This window comes from Candidatus Njordibacter sp. Uisw_058, assembly GCF_047730065.1.
Classification (GTDB): Bacteria; Pseudomonadota; Gammaproteobacteria; order Pseudomonadales; family Balneatricaceae; genus Njordibacter.
Map to the genome: position 1 here is coordinate 783,155 of NZ_CP159829.1, position 22,121 is coordinate 805,275.

Sequence of the window (22,121 nt, forward strand, 5' to 3'; positions counted from 1 at the left end):
TAACATTTTTAGGGAAAAGTCTGATGTTTCGTGGCGCTGCAGCAATTAATATAGATACCAAAGGACGTATAGCTATGCCTGTACGTTTTCGTGATCTATTAATTGACAAAGTAGAGCCTCAGACCAACCCGCAGTTAGTGGTCACTATTGATACAGAAGAGCCCTGTTTGATGATCTACCCATTGAATGAATGGGACCTAATCCAGCAAAAACTAGAGCAGTTGCCTAGCTTCAACCCTAGCGCTAGACGTATACAACGTTTATTGATCGGTCATGCCACAGACTTAGAGCTTGATGCTAATGGACGTATATTGTTACCTGCGCTGCTCAGAGAATATGCTCAGTTAGACAAAAAAGTCATGCTCTTAGGCCAAGGTAAAAAAATTGAATTGTGGAGTGAGTCGTTATGGAATACTCGCCGCGAAACCTATTTGCAGGCCAGCAGTAATACTGAAGAATTGCCGGAACTATTGCATCAGTTGTCCTTGTAGTCAGTTATGGCTGACATTATTAATGGAACTGAAATGAACCCAGAATTTCACCACAAATCCGTTTTGCTTGATGAAGCCGTAGAACTATTGGTCCATAATGCCGATGGTATTTACATGGATGGCACCTTCGGTCGGGGTGGACATAGTCGACTGATCCTGCAGCACCTCAGTCCCCAAGGTCATTTACATGCGTTTGACAAAGACCCGTTAGCTATTGATCAGGCAAAGTTGATGATGGATGAAGACACACGTTTATCCATCACTCAGACCTCCTTCGCTCATTTAGACCAATTCGCCCAGCAGCAAAACTGTTTTGGTCAAGTGCATGGGATTTTGCTGGATTTAGGCGTTTCATCACCCCAGATTGATGATGCCAGCCGTGGCTTTAGTTTTCAGCATGATGGCCCGTTAGATATGCGTATGAATCCTGATGCAGGCGAATCTGCAGCCCAATGGATAGCGCGCGCAGATGCTGAAGAAATAGCCAATGTACTTTATCATTATGGTGAAGAGCGCTTTTCTAGACGCATGGCTCGAGCGGTCGTGGAACATCGTCAACAACAGCCAATTACTACGACTAAACAATTAGCCAACATTATTGCGATAGCTAACCCTAAGTGGGAAAAAGGTAAAAACCCTGCAACTCGAGCATTTCAGGGCATACGTATTCACATTAACGAAGAATTAAAAGATCTAGAGTTAGGTTTACATGCGGCCCTTGAGGCATTGGCTCCGGGTGGCCGGTTAGTGGTGATTAGTTTTCATTCTCTAGAAGACCGCATTGTTAAGCGCTTTATGCGCGAACATGCTAAAGGCGACTCCCATATTCCGCGTGGCCTACCGGTGACTGAAGACCAGCTTAACCGGCGCCTTATTCTATTAAGCAAGGCCCGCAAACCATCTCCCCATGAAATTGACATCAATCCTCGATCTCGCAGTGCAGTAATGCGTGTGGCAGAAAAAATCGCATGAAAGATATGAGCGAAAACCTCAATTTATGGTTAATGCGTGCAAGCTTGCAGGCTCAGCGCTATGCCATGTTGTTGGGGATCTTTTTGCTCGTGGGCTTAGTTATTAGTGCGCAATTAGTTGTTTATAGTTCGTTTTTGTCCAGAGGCCATATCAACCATCTGCATCAGCTAGAAAGAGACCGCAACGACATGCAGGTGGAATGGGGTCAGCTATTAATAGAGCAAAGTGCTTGGGCGTCCCACAGTCGGGTTGAATCGATAGTGATTGAGCAGCTTAAAATGGGTGTGCCACTTGCTCAAGAAATCGTTTTGGTGCGCCAGTTATGAACGCCATGGAATACCCATGGCGTATGCGCTGGGTATGGTTGATATTACTTCTTGCAGCAGCGGCTGTGGCATGGCGTTTGGTGCACCTGAATTTAACTGAGCGCTCTTTTTTAATGCGCCAAGGCGATGCTCGAATGGAACGTGAAGTTCTCATTCCTGCTCATAGAGGCATGATTTTAGACCGTCGCGGAGAGCCTCTGGCAGTGAGTGCGCCGGTGGTTAGTTTGTGGGCTAACCCTCAAGCATTAGGTAAGGACATAGCTCAAGCCAAACAGGTTGCGCAAGGTTTAGGGTTGCCAGAAGTTGCCTTTTTAAAACGTTTAGAACGTCTAAAAAACAAAGAATTTATGTACCTTAAACGGCATGTCAATCCTGCTGAGGCTGCGTCCTTTCTGGCCTATAATTGGCCAGGTGTGCATGGTGTTGAGGAGTTTCACCGTTACTACCCTGCGGCTGAAGTAGCGACTCATTTAGTGGGTTTTAACAATGTTGATGACCAAGGGCAAGAGGGTATGGAACTGGCATATGACGCTTGGTTGCAGGGCACCTCAGGTAAAAAAGTAGTACAAAAAGACCGCACTGGGCGCACCGTTAAGGATCTAAAGCTACTATCTAACGCTCAACCTGGCAAGGATTTAAACCTTAGTATTGATTTACGCATGCAGTATGCTGCCTATCGCGAACTCAAAGCTGTTGTGCAGCAGCATCAAGCTAGTTCAGGCTCTGCAGTGGTGTTAGACGTGCAGACAGGCGAAATATTGGCCATGGTTAACCAACCGGCCTACAACCCCAATAACCGATCAGTTATGAACATCGATAGTTTACGTAACCGTGCTTTGACTGATGTGCTTGAGCCGGGTTCGACCATGAAGCCTCTTACTATCGCAGCAGCGTTAATGAGTGGTCAATATGATCTTGATAGTGAAGTGGATACCAGTCCCGGATTTGTAAAAGTCAAACGTAAGACGATCCGCGACCATCGCAACTATGGCGTACTAGATATTACGGGCATTATTACTAAATCTAGTAATGTGGGTGTTACTAAATTAGCTTTATCTTTACCTGACCAAAGTGTCAGGGAAACTTTCTATAGCTTTGGCTTAGGGCAGGCAACAGCCAGCGGTTTCCCAGGCGAAAGCTCAGGTATTCTGCCGAGCTACCCTAAGTGGAACCCAATTAATTTAGCCACCATGTCTTATGGCTATGGTATCGCTGTCACTCCCGTGCAATTAGCCCAGGCCTATGGGGTATTTGCCAGCTATGGACTCAAACGCCCAGTGTCAATTTTGAAACAAGAAAAAGTCCCCGAAGCTGAACGAGTAATGCCCGAGCATTTAGCCAAACAAGTGGTTGCTATGCTAGAGACTGTGACCCAAAAAGGCGGCACAGGCACTCGCGCCAGAGTGCCCCTGTATCGAGTAGCTGGAAAAACGGGCACGGTGCATAAACCCTCGAAGGATGGTGGTTATGATGACGATGTTTATGCTGCCGTTTTTGCAGGTATGGCGCCAGCCTCTAAGCCACGCTTGGTGTGTGTGGTAATTATAGATAACCCTAAGGGTGAACAATATTATGGTGGCGAAGTTGCTGCCCCCGTATTTTCTCGCATTATGACCGAGAGTTTACGACTTTTAAATGTGGCACCAGATAATCTGCTGCCATCACAAGGTTAATAGTGAGGTTGGATGTGGAAACCAAGCGCTTACATGAACTGATGCCCCTCACGGGGCAAGCCCAGCAATGGGCAGATGTTTGTGTATATGGGGTGTCATCAGATAGCCGGCAGGTCAAACAAGGTGACTTGTTTATCACCTGTTTAGGGGAGCCAAAACGGTTGCGCTGCTATGTAAAGCAAGCGCAAGAAAGAGGGGCCGTGGCGGTAGTTATCGATGCACAACAGGCATTTAAACTGGCCTCATCTGGCCTCACTGTTCCTATCATCAGTCTACCTAATCTGATCTCCATGCAAGGCTTAATTGCTGCCCGCATCAACCATGACCCAAGCCAACACATGTCACTTATTGGTATTACAGGAACTAATGGTAAAACTAGCTGTAGTCAGTTTATTGCCCAGTGTTTTTCAGATTTAGGTCTAACCTGTGGCGTCGTGGGCACTTTGGGCTATGGAATGCTTGATACTTTGGTGCAGGGGCCAAATACCACGCCTGATGAAGTGACGATGCAGAGTCAATTAGGGGCTATGGCACAAGCAGGTGCGGTTGCCTGCGCCATAGAAGTGTCCTCCCACGGACTCGCACAAGGGCGATTGAATGGCTGTCGTTTTGAAACGGCCGTGTTCACTAATCTGACTCAAGACCATCTTGATTATCACGGCACCATGCAAGCCTATGGTGAGGTTAAGGCGCAACTATTTAGCTGGCCGAGTTTACGCACTGCCGTGGTGAACTTTGACGATGATTTTGGTCGAGGGTTGCTCAACGAAATTGCCCCATCAGTTAAAACATACACCTACAGCGCCCAGATTTGCCAAGTAGATTATGCAGACGTGGGGGTGGCCTCCATTGTTCAGCATGAACATGGCATAGACGCAGTAATTAATACACCTAAGGGTCAATCGTTGTTAAAAGTTGGACTTATTGGACGCTTCAATCTAAGTAATTTATTAGCCACTTTGGCTGTTCTTTTATTACACAAAATTGAACTGACAGCAGCGATTGCAGTTATCAGCAGACTGACGACCATATGTGGACGAATGCAGATCGTAGGGCAGGAGCGGCAATCAAAAAATAGCCCGCAGGCCATTGTAGATTACGCCCATACGCCTGATGCGTTAGAACAAGCGTTAATGGCTGCCAAAGAGCATCTAACTCGGGGTCAATTATGGCTAGTGTTTGGCTGTGGTGGAGATCGAGACGCGGACAAACGATCCAAAATGGCCAGTATTGCCGAAATCTGGGCTGATCATGTGGTGGTCACAGATGATAATCCACGCACAGAGCCTAGTGAAAAAATTCTATCAGATATTGGGCAGGGTTTTAAACGCTTAGATAAAGTAGTCATAGAAGGTGATCGAAGAAAAGCCATTGCCTTAACGATGGGACGCGCTAAGGCAGGTGATATCGTCCTAATTACTGGCAAAGGTCATGAAACTTATCAAGATATTGCTGGCCTTAAGTATCACTTTAGTGATCAAGAAGAAGTCTTGAGTGCGCTAGAAGGAGGCTTAGCTTAATGGCTGTCTTTAGTTTATCCGACCTATCCAAAAACTTGCCAGGCAGCCATGTTATTGGTACCGCAGTTTTTAGTCATCTGTCTACAGATACTAGAAGCCTATCGGCGGGTGATTTATTTGTTGCTTTAGTAGGCCCCAATTTTGATGGCCACGAGTTTATTGCACAAGCACAAAACCAAGGTGCCTGTGCGGCTTTAGTGAGCACAGAAATAGATACAGACTTACCACTGATAGTGGTGCCAGATACGCGTATTGCACTGGGGCAACTCGCTGCAATCAAGCGTCAAAGTCTCAATGGCCAGTTTGTTGCAGTCACTGGTAGTAGTGGCAAAACCACTGTCAAAGAAATGTTACAAAAGGTCCTTTTTCAGGCAGGAGAGGTGGAGGTCACCCAAGGCAATTTCAACAATGACATTGGTGTGCCTTTGACCCTTTGGGGAATGCGAGATGATGTTGATTATCGGGTGCTAGAACTTGGCGCAAACCATATTGGTGAAATTGCCTATACCAGTCGCATGGTAGGGGCTGATGTCGCCATTTTGAATAATGCTCAAGAAGCTCACTTATCTGGTTTTGGCGGCCTTGGTGGGGTGGTCAAAGCCAAAGGAGAAATTATTACTGGCCTCTCTAAAAAGGGTCAGGTGGTTTTGAATCTTGATGACCCTCACTTTTTAGTTTGGCAAACGTTAGCCCAATCGAGGCGAGTGTGGAGTTTTAGTTTAAGCAATGAAAAGGCCAGCGTTTATGCCAGTGCTATCGAGCGTACTGTGCGCGGTAGTCAATTCATGCTGCATGTAGGACAGCAACAGCAGCAAGTCGATTTGCAATTATTAGGCCAGCACAATGTGGCTAATGCCCTAGCCACTGCCGCGGCCGCATCAGCTCTGGGCTTATCGCTGGATCAAATTGTACAAGGCTTAGCCCTTGCAAGGCCTTATCAAGGACGCCTTGTGAGCCACCAATTGAGTCACAACCGGTGCATTATTGATGATACCTATAATGCCAACCTAGGTTCTGTAAAAGCGGCCATTGATGTCTTACAACAGTGCCATGGGCAGCGGTGTTTTATGCTTGGTGACCTAGGAGAACTAGGCCAACAAGAACTGCAGTTACATCAGCGTATTGGCATCCAAGTTGCTGCTGCTGGTATAGAGCAATTTTATGCCTTTGGTGAGTTGGCTGCTGCTGCAGTGGACAGTTATCTGCAAGCCGGTGGCATTTACGGCAAAATTTGTGTCAATAAACAAGAGTTATCCAGTTGCTTTGAGCAACTGCCAAAAGTTGACTTGAGTTGTTTGGTTAAAGGATCACGATCCAGCCAAATGGAACAAGTTGTAGAAACATTAATTAGCGATGGAATCTAGCCCATGTTGTTATGGTTAGCAGAATATTTAACCCAGTATTATAGTGCCTTCGGTGTTTTTCAATACCTTACTATGCGCGGCATCATGGGTGTCCTTACTGCCTTGTTTATTGCCATGGCTATTGGGCCCTATATGATTGAACGCTTAAAAGCTAAGCAAATTGGCCAGTCAATCCGGCAAGATGGTCCCAAAAGCCATTTGGCTAAGGAAGGCACACCAACTATGGGTGGAGCGCTTATATTAGTGGCTATTCTTATCAGTGCTTTGTTGTGGGGCGACTTAACCAATCGTTATATCTGGGTCACTATTGCTGTCACTGCAGTGTTTGGTGCCATTGGTTGGGTAGACGATTACCGCAAGGTGGTAGAAAAAAACTCTCGTGGTTTAGTGGCAAAGTGGAAATATTTCTGGCAGTCAGTAGGAGGGCTAGGTGCGGCTTTGTTCTTGTACTACAGTGCCCAAACACCTCAAGAGTTAGAACTCATTGTGCCATTTTTTAAATCGGTCGGTATTAACATTGGGGTGATGTATATCTTGCTCACCTATTTTGTCATCGTCGGCACGTCAAACGCGGTCAATTTAACCGATGGTTTGGACGGTCTTGCCATTTTACCCACTGTGCTCATAGCCGGTGCCTTAGCCGTGTTTGCTTATCTAACAGGCCATTCAGTTTTTTCTGCTTATCTCAATATTCCCTACATTAGGGGTGCAGGAGAGTTAGTCATATTTTGTGCGGCCATCGTGGGTGCTGGTATGGGGTTTTTATGGTTCAACACTTACCCAGCTCAAGTATTTATGGGTGACGTGGGAGCGCTTTCCTTAGGTGCCGCTTTGGGAGTGGTGGCAGTGATTGTCCGCCAGGAGTTGGTGCTGTTGATTATGGGGGGGGTATTCGTCATGGAAACTGTTTCAGTCATATTGCAAGTTGCCTCTTTTAAATTGACAGGCAAGCGAATATTCCGCATGGCGCCCATACATCATCATTTTGAGCTCAAAGGTTGGCCGGAACCACGCATTATTGTGCGTTTTTGGATTATCACCGTGGTGTTGGTTTTGATTGGTTTAGCCACCCTTAAGCTCCGTTAATTAAAGAGAAAGTAAGATCTATGATTAAGCACATTGAATACCAAGAGGCCTAGTTAAAGATGTCGTTGATCGTCAGTGACCGCTTCAGCCTAATCATCGGTTTGGGAAAAACTGGGTTCGCGTGCGCCCAGTATTTGGCACTTCAAGGGGAACGATTTCAAGTTGCTGATTCTCGGCAACACCCACCCTTTTTTGATCAGCTAACCTTAGAACAGCCAGAGACTCCTATTCATTTAGGTGATTTTCCTTATGATTTATGCGCCAACGCACATCAAATTATCTTAAGTCCTGGCGTATCAATGCAAGAACCTGCTTTAGTTGCAGCGGCAAGAGCTGGGGTTCCAATACGCAGTGATGTTGATATTTTTGCTGAAGCTGCGCGTTTAGCAAACGTACCAATTGTCGCAATCACCGGCTCCAATGCCAAAAGTACGGTCACTAGTTTAGTGGGGCAAATGGCTAAAACTGCAGGTTTAAATGTTGCTGTTGGCGGCAACCTTGGTGAGCCATCAGTATCGTTGTTAGCTGATAATGTTGATTTATACGTCATGGAGTTGTCCAGCTTTCAATTAGAATCTACCTCTGGTTTGGGTGCTTCGGTGGCTTGCGTACTGAATGTGAGCCCTGATCATATGGACAGATATGATAATTTAATGTCCTATCACCAAGCTAAACATCGCGTATTTCAAGGCTGCAAAGCTGTGGTAATCAATGGAGATGACGCCCTTACTAATCCACTAGTCCCAGACACTGTAACTCAAACAAGTTTTAGTTCAGGTGATCCTGACGTTGGTCAATTTGGTCTAAGAGAAGAGGCAGGTACCACATGGATGGTGCAGGGTTTGAGACCTATTATGGCAGTCAACAAACTGGCTATGTTTGGGCGACATAATGTGGCTAATGCACTGGCTGCACTCGCCCTTGGCCAAGCGGTAGGGTTGCCAATGGACGCCATGATCAAAACTTTAACAGTTTTTACCGGTTTATCTCACCGATGTGAGTGGGTGGCTGATATCGATGGGGTCGCCTACATTAATGATTCAAAGGGTACCAATATTGGCGCCACTGTCGCCGCACTTGAAGGTCTAGGCCCAGCCCTGACTGGCAAAATCATGCTCATCGCCGGAGGCCTAGGTAAGGGTACTGATTTCTCTGAACTTGTTGTTCCCCTCTCTCGTTATGGCAAGCAAGTTGTGTTGATTGGTCGAGATGCCAACGATATCGAAATGGCATTAGTTGACAAAGTGAGGTGCATTCACGCAAAAGACATGCAATCAGCCGTATCCATAGCTCACGCTCAAGCAGTTAGTGGAGATTTGGTTTTATTGTCACCAGCCTGCGCTAGTTTTGATGCCTATGCAAATTTTGAGGCAAGAGGCGATCACTTTTCCGCACTAGTGAGGGCTTTAGCATGATGGCTTTGGTTCAGCAGTGGCATGCAGTCACTGCCCAACGGCTCGATTTGGCTTTATTTTTACCCGCGTTGGCATTGGCACTTATTGGTTATATTATGATTACGTCTGCGTCCATGGACGTGGTCGCTGTTAAGTTTAACGATCCTTTTTACCAAAGTAAGCGTCAGCTTTTATTCATGTTTTTGGGCAGTATTACACTCGTGGTTTGTCTGATAACGCCCGTCCATGTGTGGCAGAAACAAAGCCCATATCTATTGTTGATTGCCTTACTTCTATTGGCAGCAGTATTAATTCCAGGTTTGGGAAGAACCGTCAACGGCAGTACCCGTTGGATTCCTATTGGCCCGTTAAGTTTGCAGCCCTCAGAGTTTGCCAAAGTTGCTGTTGTCGTCTTCATGGCAGGTTATTTAGTGCGCCAACAAGAAGAAGTGCGAAATAATTTTTCTGGATTTTTAAAATCCTTAGTGGTTTTAGGTGCCTTTATCGTACTGTTTTTGTTAGAACCGGACTTTGGTGCAGCGGTGGTAATGATGGGTGCTGTTTTGGGGATGTTTTTTTTAGGAGGTATGCGTAAACGTCATATTTCAATCGTAATGTTGGCGACAGTTGGCTTTGGAACGATCACTATTTTAGCTGCTGAATATCGTTATAAAAGGTTGATATCTTATTTAGACCCATGGGCAGATCCATTTGGCACTGGCTATCAATTGACTCAGGCTCAAATCGCGTTTGGCCGGGGAGGTTGGTTTGGAGAAGGGCTGGGTCAGAGTATGCAAAAGCTATTTTACTTACCTGAGGCCCATACTGATTTTGTTTATTCTGTATTGGCTGAAGAGTGGGGTGCTTTTGGAGCCATGGTGGTCGTGGCTTTGTATGGCGTGTTCATCGTGCGGGGTTTAAATGTGGGTCAAAAAGCCGAACGCTCAGGACGCCTATTTTCAGCCTACCTAGCCTATGGGTTAGTACTCTTAATTGCAGCTCAAGCCATCATTAATATTGGTGTAAATTTAGGCTTGCTGCCTACCAAAGGTTTAACTTTACCTTTTGTGAGTTATGGTGGGAGTAGTATGTTGGCGTGTGCTGCTAGTTTGGGGATTTTATTACGCATATCTCTTGAAAATAGTGTGACTTCTGGCGCCTTGAAAGCCGAAAATGACGTTCATTTGGATTTTCCTCATAAGACCCTAGATACCTTGAATACAGACGTCACCCCTGGGCTTGATGATGTAGACCAATGGTTTGTTGATGATGATAAAAAACAGGATTGGCGTCATGACAAGGTCTAAAGCTCAAGCCGATGCAAAACGAATTCTGATTATGGCGGCAGGGACGGGTGGTCATGTTTATCCAGCTCTAACCACGGCCGCTATGCTGCAACAACATGCTTGGAAAGTTGAGTGGTTAGGCACGGTTAAAGGCATTGAAACACGTTTGGTTCCAGATGCAGGCTTGCGATTACATTGTGTGGATTTGGTCGGTTTAAGGGGTAAAAGTAAGTGGTCATTATTTCTCGCCCCATGGCGTTTATTTAAGTCGTTACTGCAATCGATAAAAGTGATTTACCAATTTAAGCCACACTGTGTTCTGGGTATGGGTGGTTTCGTAGCAGGCCCCGGCGGATTGGCGGCCAAGTTGATGGGTGTGCCGCTTATCTTACATGAGCAAAATGCTATTCCTGGACTAACCAATCGATTATTACGCCCTCTGGCTAATGTTACCTTGCAAGCTTTTTCTGGTAGTTTTGCAAAAGGCCATGCCATTACTGTGGGCAATCCTTTACGACCCAATATTATAGCAAAGAAGTCAGAGCATTCAGGGCTAAGAATACTAATTGTAGGGGGCAGTCTGGGTGCCCTTGCACTAAATCAAGTGGTGCCAGAAGCAATGGCGTTATTGTCACCCAATGAGCGCCCAGAATTGTGGCATCAAACAGGGACTAAGCACCAGCAAGAGACTCTGGACATTTACAATAAACTTAACGTTTTGGCGCAAGTAGATGCCTATATTGATGATATGGGACGCGCCTATGCTTGGGCTGACTTAGTCATTTGTCGAGCAGGAGCTTTGACAATAAGTGAATTAGCTGGCGCTGGTATGGGATCGATATTAGTACCTTACCCCTATGCTGTAGATGATCATCAAACGGCAAATGCTAATATTTTAGTGCGAGCTGATGCAGCTATATTAATGCCACAAACTCAACTATCAGCCCTCACTCTTAGTCAAAACATTAGGGCTCTACAGAGCCATCCGCTAAAGCTGGTTCAGATGGCTGCAGCCGCATTAACATGCGCCGCTCCCCAAGCTGCTGATAAAGTGGCTCAACACTGCATGGAGATTGCTCGTGGTTAAAATGATTCCACCAAATCAATATACTATCCCAGAAATGAGGCGCATCAAGCGTATTCATTTTGTGGGTATTGGCGGCGTAGGCATGTGCGGCATTGCTGAGGTGTTACTTAATCAGGGCTATGAAATAAGTGGCTCTGACATCAAAGTCAGCCCAGTGACCCAGCGCTTAGCAAGCCATGGTGCGCAAATTTTTATAGGTCACCAAGAGGCTCATGTTCGCGGCGCTCATGTGGTCGTTGTGTCCACTGCGGTCGCAGATGAAAACCCAGAACTATTGGCGGCACGGGCACATCGTATTCCAGTGGTACAAAGGGCACAAATGTTAGCTGAGTTAATGCGTTACCGCCATGGAATTGCGGTTGCAGGTACTCATGGAAAAACCACGACTACGTCGTTAGTGGCTTCCATTTTGGCGGCTGGTGGGCTAGACCCTACATTTGTAATTGGTGGAAAACTAACTAGTTCTGGAACCAACGCTAAGCTTGGAGCGAGTGCCTATTTAGTTGCTGAAGCAGATGAAAGCGATGCTTCGTTTTTACATTTGCAGCCGTTAACGTCTATTGTCACCAACATTGATGCCGACCACATGTCCACCTACGAAGGCGATTTTAATCGTTTAAAGAAAACCTTTGTGGAATTTTTGCATAATTTACCCTTTTATGGACTTGCCATTGTTTGTGTTGATGACCCAGTAGTATGGGAAATATTACCTCAAGTGAGTCGGCCATTGATGACCTATGGTTTTGATGACAATGCTGATATCAAGGCCGTTAATCTTGAACAAAAAGGTATGGTGACTTCGTTCACTGTGTGCAGGCAAGGTCACGCAGATCTTGATATCGCACTGAATATGCCGGGCAGGCATAATGTTCAAAATGCGCTAGCAGCTATTGCAGTGGCGACCGATCTTGAGGTCGCAGATGAACATATTGTAACCGGCTTAAATCATTTCTCTGGTGTTGGACGCCGTTTTCAAGTGTTAGGTGATTACCCCGCTCAAGACGGCACTGCCACTCTGGTTGATGATTATGGACACCATCCTCGTGAAGTATCAGCAACCATTGATGCCATCCGAGCAGGTTGGCCAGACCGTCGTTTGGTGATGGTATACCAGCCCCATCGTTATTCACGCACGCGAGATTTATATGAGGATTTTGTGGATGTATTATCACGGGTTGACGTGCTCATATTATTAGACATTTATCCAGCAGGTGAAGAACCAATCACCGGTGCTGATGGTCGCAGTTTGTGTCGCAGTATTCGGTCAAGAGGACTGGTTGATCCAATTTTCGTAGAGCGAGGCGCTGCTGTTGCTCCAGTGTTAGAAAATATACTGCACGCGGGTGACCTTTTGTTAACCCAAGGAGCGGGTGACATTGGCCAAATCTCCCGCGCTTTGCTTGATAAAATGCAACAAGAAGAAAGTTAAATGACAACTCTGAATCTGCCCCAGATGTGGGCACACTTGCTAACAGTCCCAGAGGCACGCGTTGCTGTCATTTATGGCGGCACTTCTGCAGAACGCGAAATTTCTTTGATGAGTGGTGAGCAAGTTCTCACTCATTTGAAAAATGTTGGTGTAAATGCCTTTGGACTAGACCTTGGAGCTGATGGGCAAGATCAGTTGGCTCAGTTGCAGCAGGCCGAGATGGACGTGGCATTTATCATGCTGCATGGCCGAGGAGGGGAGGATGGTACGCTTCAAGGTGTACTGGAATTTATGTCAGTGCCTTACACGGGTTGTGGAGTCTTAGCGTCTAGTTTGGGTATGAACAAACTCATGACTAAATTAGTTTGGTTGGCACACGGGGTGAAAACCCCAGACTATGAAGTACTCCATAATACGAGCAATTGGCGGCAAGTAACCCAACGTCTGGGTCTGCCATTAGTGGTTAAACCAGTGCATGAAGGCTCAAGTTTGGGTATTAATATTGTTGACTCGGTAGAGGCTTTAGAAAAAGCCTATCAAGATGCTACAGCATATGACCGTGAAGTCATGGCTGAACAATTCATTGATGGTGATGAATACACAGTACCCATACTCAATAATCTGTCTTTGCCTGCGATCCGCTTAGAGACGGACAATACTTTTTATGACCTGCAGGCGAAGTATTACTCTGACCAGACACGTTATTTGTTTGATAACTCAATGACAGAACTGCAGCAAGAGGCCATGGAGGATGAATGCCGCTTAGCTTTTGAAGTGTTAGGTTGCAAAGATTGGGGGCGCATTGATGTGATGCGAGATAAGCAGGGGCAAAACTGGTTATTAGAGGTGAATACCACTCCTGGTATGACTAGCCACAGTTTGGTTCCGATGGCAGCCAAAGCAGTGGGGCTAAGTTTTTCCCAGCTGGCACTTGTTATTTTGAATTTGACCTTGGCACGAGTTGAGGCCGGGTAATGAAAGTGGCTAATGGAGCGCAAAATGGTGGCTGGACTTGGGGTGCTAAGTTGCTGCTGTTGGTGGTGCTCGTGATCGCAGGATTTATGGCCTGGCAGGGCATTAAACCATGGTTGCAGCGTCCACTGCAGCAAATCATTTTACAAACTGATATACCTGCGGCTGAAAAGTTAGTTTTACAAGCGCAAGTTAATGCTCACTTGGCCGACTCTTTCTTTGGGGCAGATTTGCAGGCAATTCGCCTAGAAGTGGAAGGCCACCCTTGGGTTGACGGGGCTAGGGTCAGTCGTGTTTGGCCAAATAGACTAATGATTGAGGCACCACGACAGATATTTATGGCCCGTTGGAAGGGTGGTGGCTTCATCAACCACAAAGGGGAATTAGCTTTAGTTGAGCCGCGTCAGGTTGTTGCAATTGAACAGCTTCCTTTATTAGCAGGACCTGCAGGAAGTGCATGGGCTTTGAGTCAGCTGTTCCGGCACATGAGTTGGTTAGTAGAACGTGATGATTTGACCATTGTTGAACTCACTATGGCACGTCGTGGCGCTGTTGAACTACGCTTGCATAACGGTATTATTCTGTTGCTTGGGCGTGATCAAATTTTGCCAAGACTACAACGCTTGATGACCGTCTACCGGAGTCATTTTGTGACCAAAGCAGACACGATTAAACGTATTGATGGTCGCTATCCATACGGGGTCTCTGTGGCATGGAAAGAGGTTGATTCATAGAGCTTATTTTGTAGTTAAATTAAGGCTAATTTAGTCGATAAATCCACCACTTAGAAGGTAAAGTGTGGGATAATTAAAGAATATTTTGATGGATGTTTTTGGTCCTTTTTAAAGTGTACAAATGAGGGAAGATTTAGGTGGCAGATGCAGCAATGAAACCCATGGTTGTGGGCTTGGACATTGGTACTTCTAAGGTGGTCGCTATGGTGGCAGAACTGGGAGACGATGGCCAACTGCAAGTGGTGGGAATCGGTGCTCAAGAGTCGCGTGGTTTAAAGCGCGGCATTGTTGCCAATATTGAATCCACTGTGCTGTCTATAAAGCGAGCGATCGAAGAAGCCGAATTGATGGCCGATTGTAAAATTAATGCAGTCACTGTGAGTATGGGTGGTAATCATATTAGCAGCATGAACTCCCATGGCATTGTAGCGATCCAAGCTGGGGAAGTCTCGGAGCTTGATTTAGAACGGGTGATCGATGCTGCAAGGGCGGTCGCCTTGCCGTCGGGTCAAAAGATTTTGCATATCTTACCGCAAGAGTATGTGATTGATGGTCAAGAAGGTATTCAAGACCCGCTGGGCATGGCAGGGGTGCGTTTAGAAGTGAAAGTGCACATTGTAACCTGTGCACTTAACGTCTCGCAAAATATAGTCAAGTGCGTGAGTCGCTGCGATCTAAATTTGGATGACATTGTTCTAAACGCTTTGGCGTCAAGTTATGCGGTGCTGACCGATGATGAGAAAGAGCTAGGTGTGTGTTTAGTTGATATGGGTGGAGGCACCATTGATGTGGCCGTGTTCACCGCAGGTGCGATTAGACATACTGCTGTAATTCCTGTTGCGGGAGACCAAGTCACCAATGACATAGCCATGGCCTTGCGTACTCCAACGGTGCATGCAGAAGATGTGAAAGTAAGGTATGCCTGTGCTTTGGCGCAACTAACGGATTTATCGGAAAGTATTAAAGTGCCCAGTGTGGGTGATCGCCCCGCTCGCGACTTGTCTCGTCAAGCTCTAGCAGACGTGGTGCAGCCAAGATATGAGGAACTATACACCTTGGTGCAAGCAGAATTAAGGCGCAGTGGTTACGAAGAATTAATAGCCGCGGGCATGGTGTTGACCGGTGGTACAGCGCAGATGGAAGGTGCTGTGGAGTTGGCTGAAGAGATTTTTCACATGCCGGTTCGCCTGGCCAAGCCACACAAAGCCCAAGGGCCAAGTGGCTTACTGGATAATCCAACATACTCCACTTGTGTGGGGCTGCTAAATTATGCTTTGCAGGCAGGGTCTTCTATTCAGGTAGAGCCACCAAAGCGTGCAGGTATGGGTAGCAGCGCAAGCCAGTGGTTAGGCAGGATGAAAGATTTAGTTAAAACAAATTTTTAACGATAAACCACCTTGGTGGATATCAATAGTAGAGTCTGGTGAACGATAGGATTCGTGATCAGAAAAACAATAAATTAGACTAGGAGCAAGGCGATGTACGAATTAGTTGATAACGTGCCGCAAAATGCAGTCATTAAAGTGATTGGCGTAGGTGGCGGTGGTGGTAATGCTGTAAGTCATATGCTGTCAAGCGAAATAGATGGCGTTGAATTTATCTGTGCCAATACTGATGCTCAGGCTCTTAGGGGGATGGAGGCTCGTTCAGTTGTTCAGTTGGGCTCTCAAATCACTAAAGGTCTAGGCGCTGGAGCTAATCCTAATGTGGGTCGTGAAGCAGCTATCGAGGACCGAGCTCAGATAGAAAGTATTTTGCAAGGTGCTGATATGGTGTTTATTACTGCCGGTATGGGTGGTGGAACTGGCACAGGCGCGGCCCCTATTGTGGCTGAAGTAGCTCGCGAAATGGGTATTCTAACGGTGGCGGTAGTGACCAAGCCTTTCCCTTTTGAGGGGCGCAAACGCATGGCTATTGCAGAGCAGGGGCTAAAAGAATTAGCCGAGCACGTTGATTCATTAATCACCATTCCCAATGAAAAGCTGTTGCCTGTGCTGGGTAAGAACTGTAGTTTACTGACCGCTTTTAGTACGGCCAATGATGTGCTTTTAGGCGCAGTGCAGGGTATTGCAGACCTAATTACCCGCCCTGGTATGATCAATGTCGACTTTGCTGATGTACGCACGGTGATGTCTGAAATGGGCATGGCGATGATGGGAACTGGTTCCGCCAGAGGTGAAGATCGGGCTCGTGAAGCGGCAGAAGCAGCTGTTAGAAGTCCACTCTTAGAAGACGTCGATTTGCGTGGAGCAAAAGGTATACTGGTGAATATTACTGCTGGCCTAGATATGAATTTAGGTGAATTTTCAGAAGTAGGCAACACCATAGAGGAGTTTGCGTCAGAAAATGCCACTGTCGTGATTGGCACAGTAATAGACCCTGAGTTGTCTGATGAGTTGAAAGTGACCGTTGTGGCTACCGGTTTAGGCCACGCTTATGCTCAACCGATTGAACCAATTGTGAAAGCTGTGGTCAATACTAATATGAGGCGTCCTACGGTCGACCAAATGGAGCTACCAGCAGTTAAAGATACGTCTGCAGGTGATGCTCGATCAAGTGGTGCAGATACGTCTGGTGATTCAGAAGGTGATATTGGTTACTTGGATATTCCTGCATTTTTGCGGCGTCAAGCAGATTAAGATTGAGGTCTTTTCATTTGATGCCTTTTACCTGCAATGGCGCCCTGACGGGCCTCAGAAACAGATTTTTGTGCTATAATACTCCTCTATAGATGAGTGTAGGGTCTTGGACATAATGGTCAAACAGCGTACGTTGAAAAATATTATTAGAGCCACGGGAGTTGGTATTCACACGGGTAAGAAAGTCTACCTCACATTGAAACCAGCTCAGGCCAATGTAGGCATTGTATTTTGTCGTACAGATTTAGATCCTGTAGTCAGCATCGCGGCCACTGCGGCTAATGTGGGAGATACCACGCTATCGACCAATTTAGTGCAAAATGGTGTAAGAGTTTGCACGGTAGAACACCTATTGTCAGCCTTTGCAGGACTGGGTATAGACAACGCTTATGTAGAGTTAAGTAGTGAAGAAGTACCAATTATGGATGGCAGTGCGGCGCCATTTATCTTCTTGTTGCAGTCGGCAGGGGTTGAAGAGCAAAATGCATCTAAAAAGTTTATCCGCATTAAAAAAGCCGTCAGTGTCACTCAAGAAGACAAACAGGCTTCTTTGGAACCACATAATGGTTTTCAAGTTGGTTTTACCATCGATTTTGATCATCCTCTTTTTGAAAGTGGAAACTGCACGACACAACTAGACTTTTCCAGTACGTCTTACGTGAAGGAAGTGAGCAGGGCGCGTACTTTCGGTTTTATGAAAGATTTTGAATACCTACGTTCTAAAAATTTGGCGTTAGGTGGCAGCTTAGATAATGCTATCGCGGTGGATGACTATCGAGTGCTAAATGAAGATGGTCTGCGCTATCAAGACGAGTTTGTGAAGCACAAAGTGTTGGATGCCGTGGGAGACATGTACCTATTGGGCTTGAGCGTAATTGGTAAATTCCAGGGTCATAAATCGGGTCATGGTCTAAACCATATGCTGCTCAGAGAATTATTGTCTCAAGAAGATGCTTGGGAAGTAGTGACATTTGATGACGAGGCGGACTCACCTATTGCCTATATGAGTCCAGCCGCTGCCGCAACCTAGCTGGCAACAACGGAAGGGCCGGTGTTCTGAAAGAACTCCGGCTTTTCTACGTTTTAGGCCTTTGAAAAAAATCCTGAGACCCCATGAAAGAAGGAGAGATTTAAAATCTCGCGTTAATCCCTAACAAGCGCATCAGCGCATATAAAAAGACAAGACAATGGTACAGATTTTTAAATCACTTTTTGGCAGTAAAAACGATCGTGAAGTCAAACGATATAATAAAATTGTAAATAAGATCAATGCATTAGAGAGCAGTATGCAGTCTCTGTCAGATGCTGATCTGGCAGCTAAACGCATGGAGTTTAACTCACGTTTTGAGGCCGGTGAAAATCTAGACCAGTTACTGCCTGAAGCCTTTGCTGTGTGCCGAGAGGTATCAGTGCGTTTGATGGCATTACGCCACTTTGACGTTCAAATGGTGGGTGGCATTGCTTTGCATCAAGGTAAAGTCTCTGAAATGCGCACAGGTGAGGGTAAAACTCTAGTGGCCACGTTGGCTGTTTACCTCAATACCATTCCTGCAAACGGCGTACATGTTGTCACGGTGAATGATTACCTTGCGCAACGGGATGCTGAATGGATGCGACCTTTGTATGAAGGTTTGGGTCTTTCTGTGGGAATTATTTTATCTGGCCAAGACGGTGCAATTAAGCAAGAAGCCTATGCTTGTGATGTCACTTACGGCACCAATAATGAATTTGGCTTTGACTATCTGCGGGACAATATGGCCTTTAGTGCCATTGATAAGGCCCAGCGTAGCCTAAATTTTGCCATTATCGATGAAGTTGATTCAATTCTCATTGATGAAGCCCGTACACCTTTAATTATTTCGGGCCCTGTTGAAGATAACACGCAAATGTACCTCACCATCAATGGTTTGGTGCCCAAATTAGAAATTCAACCGGCAGTAGAAGGTGATGAAGAGCCTACTGGACATTACACTTATGATGAATCCCACAAGACCATAGAACTTACGGAAGCAGGCCATCAGTTCGTTGAAGAGTTGTTGGTAGGGGCAGAACTGTTGGCGGTAGGAGAGAGTCTTTATGCGGCGTCCAATTTAACACTATTGCATCATGTGCACGCTGGTCTAAAGGCTCATGTTGTTTTCTCTCGAAACATTGATTACATCGTGCAAGACGACCAAATTGTGATTGTTGACGAACACACTGGCCGAACTATGCCAGGCCGTCGATGGTCAGAGGGTATTCATCAAGCCATTGAAGCAAAAGAAGGTGTGTCTATTCAAAAAGAAAGTCAAACCATGGCTTCCACTACCTTTCAAAACTACTTCAGACTTTATGACAAACTAGCTGGTATGACGGGAACTGCTGATACTGAAGCCTTTGAACTCAACCAAATATACGACTTAGATGTGCTGGTGATTCCGACCAATGTTGATGTCAAACGAACAGACATGAACGACCTAGTTTATTTAACGATGGCTGAAAAATTTGACGCGATCATTGTTGATATTCGCCAATGTGTTGAACAAAAACGCCCAGTTTTAGTGGGTACTGCGTCTATTGAAATGTCTGAATTAGTGTCTGCAGCACTAACAGAAGCCGATGTTGCCCATAACGTCCTAAACGCCAAACAACATGAGCGTGAAGCCACCATTATAGCCGAAGCTGGACGACCAAGTGCGGTGACTATTGCGACCAATATGGCCGGCCGTGGCACGGATATTGGCTTGGGTGGCAAGCTTGAAGTTGAGTTAGCTGCCTTAGGTCAAGGGGCTTCTGATGATGACAAAAAAGTAGCTACAGCTGATTGGCAAACACGTCATGACTTAGTTGTGGCCGCTGGTGGACTTCACATTATAGGTACCGAGCGCCATGAGTCGCGACGCATTGACAACCAACTTAGAGGTAGGTCGGGTCGTCAGGGTGATCCAGGCTCGTCTCGTTTCTTTTTATCGTTAGAAGATAATCTCTTGCGCATCTTTGCCCCGGAACGTATCAAAGGCCTAATGCAAAAATTGGGTATGGAAAAAGGGGAAGCGATTGAGCACCGTATGGTGTCTAACGCCATAGAAAAATCACAGCGCAAAGTTGAAGGCCGTAACTTTGATATGCGAAAGCAGTTGCTTGAATACGATGATGTTGCCAATGACCAACGCACAGTGGTTTACGACCAGCGTAACGAGCTCATGTCTACAGATGACATTGCAGACGTGATTACTAATGTTCGGGCTGAAGTTGTAGATAGTTCTATAGATGGATTCATTGCCCCCCAAAGTTTGGCAGAACAATGGGATGTGAGCGGCTTAGAGGCAGAACTACACAAACAATTTGCCATGGAGTTGCCAGTCCAACAATGGCTTGATAGTGATGACCGCCTTGAAGAAGAAGGCTTGCGTGCAAGAATTCAAACTACATTGAGTGAGAGCTATCAGGCTAAGACCGAGGTAGTTGGGGCAGAAACGATTCGGGGCTTTGAGAAACAGGTGATGTTGCAAGTCATTGACTCTCGTTGGAAAGAACATTTAGCTACTATGGACATGCTGCGTCAAGGTATCCATTTACGTGGTTATGCACAAAAAAATCCCAAGCAAGAATATAAACGTGAATCCTTCGATCTGTTTCAGCAACTTCTGTTATCGATTAAAGAAGATGTGATTCGTATCTTGAGTCATGTTCAAGTGCGTTCGCCAGAGGATGTTGCTGCTGAAGAGCGTCAAAAACGTGAGCGTGCACAAGCAGCAATGCAATTTCAGCATGAACAAGCCCAAGCTCAAACTGCGACGCAAGTGATGGGTGAGGCCATGGTGAGAAGTCCATCAAAGCCTCCTGTTAAGGTGGGTAGAAACGAAGTTTGTCCTTGTGGTTCAGGGAAAAAATATAAGCAATGTCATGGTAAATTGAGCTAATACACGCTCATTAATTAGGTACAAAATTATGGCAGTTGGACCCTTAGCTAAGGTGGTTTATCATCCGATTGCAGGTTTTCGATTGGGTACCACAGAAGCTGGTATGAAAGTATCAGGGCGCAAAGATTTGGTCGTAATGGAAGCCCAAGCGGGTTCAAGTATGGCGGGTGTATTTACTGCTAATGCTTTTTGTGCAGCACCCGTGCATCTTTGCCGTCGTCATTTGCTCAGCGATAGTCCCCTCGCATTAGTCGTTAATACTGGCAATGCTAATGCGGGCACTGGTTTGGACGGCGAGACTGATGCCCAGACCTGCTGCCATGAGTTGGCCCAAGCCCTGAACTTGAAAAGTTCTCAAGTGTTGCCGTTTTCTACGGGAGTCATTGGTGAAAAGCTCCCTATCGGAAAAATTGTATCGTCTTTACCTAAAGCGATTAATGCACTCGATGTAAATGGCTGGGAAGATGCGGCATTGGGTATTTTAACCACAGACACGCGACCCAAAGGGGCCAGTGTTCAGTTTCAGCATCTGGGTCGCTCCATCAGCCTGTCTGGAATTGCCAAAGGATCAGGTATGATTCGACCCAATATGGCGACCATGTTGGCGTTCGTAGCAAGCGATGTAAAATGCACGCCCACCTTAGCTCAAGATTTGCTAAATCAAGCGGTAAATCAAAGCTTCAATCGTATTACGGTAGACGGAGATATGTCTACTAACGATTCGTGTATGTTGATTGCGACTGGGGCAAGTGACTTGTGTTTAGACGAAGACACGGATCTGGTCGCTCTATTTAGCCATGCCCTAACCGAACTCATGCAAGAGTTAGCGCATGCGATTGTGCGCGATGGAGAAGGGGCAACTAAGTTCATCAGTATTGAGGTGTTAGGTGGCGCTAGCAGTGAAGAATGTTTGCAGGTGGCCTATGCCATAGCCCATTCGCCGCTCATTAAAACAGCCATGTTTGCAAGTGACCCAAATTGGGGCCGCATATTGGCAGCTGTGGGCTATGCAGGTGTGCCTAATCTTGATGTTAACAGCCTCACTATTCATTTAGGGGATTGCTTGTTGGTTGAACACGGGGGCTGTGCACAAAGTTATAGTGAGGCAGCAGGACAAGAAATCATGAACAAAGATGAGATAAACATTAGGGTCAATTTAAAGCGTGGTGATACTAAAGAAACAGTGTGGACCACAGATCTGTCCTATGATTACGTTAAAATTAATGCGGATTACCGCAGTTGAAGA

General features: G+C 46.1%; 18 protein-coding genes. All 18 read left to right on the forward strand.

Annotated features, from left to right (window positions below; translation table 11 throughout):
- The first annotated feature begins 23 nt into the window (after window positions 1-23).
- The gene (gene mraZ, locus ABXT59_RS03645; RefSeq protein WP_443637774.1) at window positions 24-491 is read left to right on the forward strand and encodes a division/cell wall cluster transcriptional repressor MraZ; all 468 of its coding nucleotides are present in this window, start codon (window positions 24-26) and stop codon (window positions 489-491) included.
- A gap of 6 nt (window positions 492-497) precedes the next feature.
- Window positions 498-1,463 carry a 16S rRNA (cytosine(1402)-N(4))-methyltransferase RsmH gene (gene rsmH / locus ABXT59_RS03650; protein WP_443637775.1) on the forward strand — a complete coding sequence of 322 codons (966 nt, stop codon included), beginning with the start codon at window positions 498-500 and terminating at the stop codon, window positions 1,461-1,463.
- Window positions 1,460-1,789 carry a cell division protein FtsL gene (gene ftsL / locus ABXT59_RS03655; RefSeq protein WP_443637777.1) on the forward strand — a complete coding sequence of 110 codons (330 nt, stop codon included), beginning with the start codon at window positions 1,460-1,462 and terminating at the stop codon, window positions 1,787-1,789. The genes rsmH and ftsL overlap by 4 nt, the downstream gene beginning before the upstream one ends.
- Window positions 1,786-3,462 (forward strand): peptidoglycan D,D-transpeptidase FtsI family protein, encoded by a 1,677-nt coding sequence (locus tag ABXT59_RS03660; RefSeq protein WP_443637778.1) that lies wholly within the window; start codon window positions 1,786-1,788, stop codon window positions 3,460-3,462. The genes ftsL and ABXT59_RS03660 overlap by 4 nt, the downstream gene beginning before the upstream one ends.
- A gap of 14 nt (window positions 3,463-3,476) precedes the next feature.
- A complete protein-coding gene (locus tag ABXT59_RS03665; protein WP_443637780.1) occupies window positions 3,477-4,982 on the forward strand; it encodes a UDP-N-acetylmuramoyl-L-alanyl-D-glutamate--2,6-diaminopimelate ligase in 1,506 nt (501 codons plus the stop codon).
- A complete protein-coding gene (locus ABXT59_RS03670; protein WP_443637782.1) occupies window positions 4,982-6,346 on the forward strand; it encodes a UDP-N-acetylmuramoyl-tripeptide--D-alanyl-D-alanine ligase in 1,365 nt (454 codons plus the stop codon). The genes ABXT59_RS03665 and ABXT59_RS03670 overlap by 1 nt, the downstream gene beginning before the upstream one ends.
- A gap of 3 nt (window positions 6,347-6,349) precedes the next feature.
- Window positions 6,350-7,432 carry a phospho-N-acetylmuramoyl-pentapeptide-transferase gene (gene mraY, locus ABXT59_RS03675; protein ID WP_443637783.1) on the forward strand — a complete coding sequence of 361 codons (1,083 nt, stop codon included), beginning with the start codon at window positions 6,350-6,352 and terminating at the stop codon, window positions 7,430-7,432.
- A 59-nt stretch (window positions 7,433-7,491) separates the two neighbouring features.
- Window positions 7,492-8,847: a UDP-N-acetylmuramoyl-L-alanine--D-glutamate ligase gene (gene murD, locus ABXT59_RS03680; protein ID WP_443637784.1), complete on the forward strand. Its 1,356-nt coding sequence runs from the start codon at window positions 7,492-7,494 to the stop codon at window positions 8,845-8,847.
- A complete protein-coding gene (gene ftsW, locus ABXT59_RS03685) occupies window positions 8,844-10,133 on the forward strand; it encodes a putative lipid II flippase FtsW (RefSeq protein ID WP_443637786.1) in 1,290 nt (429 codons plus the stop codon). Before murD ends, ftsW begins: the two co-directional genes overlap by 4 nt.
- A complete protein-coding gene (gene murG / locus ABXT59_RS03690) occupies window positions 10,120-11,199 on the forward strand; it encodes an undecaprenyldiphospho-muramoylpentapeptide beta-N-acetylglucosaminyltransferase (protein WP_443637787.1) in 1,080 nt (359 codons plus the stop codon). Before ftsW ends, murG begins: the two co-directional genes overlap by 14 nt.
- A 1-nt stretch (window position 11,200) precedes the next feature.
- Window positions 11,201-12,628, forward strand: a complete 1,428-nt coding sequence (gene murC, locus ABXT59_RS03695) for a UDP-N-acetylmuramate--L-alanine ligase (RefSeq protein WP_443638537.1) — start codon at window positions 11,201-11,203, stop codon at window positions 12,626-12,628.
- Complete coding sequence (locus ABXT59_RS03700) at window positions 12,629-13,603, forward strand: D-alanine--D-alanine ligase (protein ID WP_443637788.1); 975 nt, start codon at window positions 12,629-12,631, stop codon at window positions 13,601-13,603.
- On the forward strand, window positions 13,603-14,334 hold the full coding sequence (locus tag ABXT59_RS03705; protein WP_443637790.1) for a cell division protein FtsQ/DivIB: 732 nt from the start codon (window positions 13,603-13,605) through the stop codon (window positions 14,332-14,334). The genes ABXT59_RS03700 and ABXT59_RS03705 overlap by 1 nt, the downstream gene beginning before the upstream one ends.
- Window positions 14,335-14,486: 152 nt before the next feature.
- Window positions 14,487-15,719, forward strand: a complete 1,233-nt coding sequence (gene ftsA, locus ABXT59_RS03710; RefSeq protein WP_443638539.1) for a cell division protein FtsA — start codon at window positions 14,487-14,489, stop codon at window positions 15,717-15,719.
- A 93-nt stretch (window positions 15,720-15,812) separates the two neighbouring features.
- Entirely contained in the window at window positions 15,813-16,973 is a 1,161-nt protein-coding gene (ftsZ, locus tag ABXT59_RS03715; RefSeq protein ID WP_443637792.1) for a cell division protein FtsZ, read from the forward strand.
- A gap of 115 nt (window positions 16,974-17,088) precedes the next feature.
- A complete protein-coding gene (lpxC, locus tag ABXT59_RS03720; RefSeq protein WP_443637793.1) occupies window positions 17,089-18,003 on the forward strand; it encodes a UDP-3-O-acyl-N-acetylglucosamine deacetylase in 915 nt (304 codons plus the stop codon).
- Between the two features lie 157 nt (window positions 18,004-18,160).
- Window positions 18,161-20,875, forward strand: coding sequence for a preprotein translocase subunit SecA (gene secA, locus ABXT59_RS03725; RefSeq protein WP_443637794.1), 2,715 nt, complete (start codon window positions 18,161-18,163; stop codon window positions 20,873-20,875).
- Between the two features lie 28 nt (window positions 20,876-20,903).
- Window positions 20,904-22,118 (forward strand): bifunctional glutamate N-acetyltransferase/amino-acid acetyltransferase ArgJ, encoded by a 1,215-nt coding sequence (gene argJ / locus ABXT59_RS03730; protein WP_443637795.1) that lies wholly within the window; start codon window positions 20,904-20,906, stop codon window positions 22,116-22,118.
- Window positions 22,119-22,121: the final 3 nt, after the last annotated feature.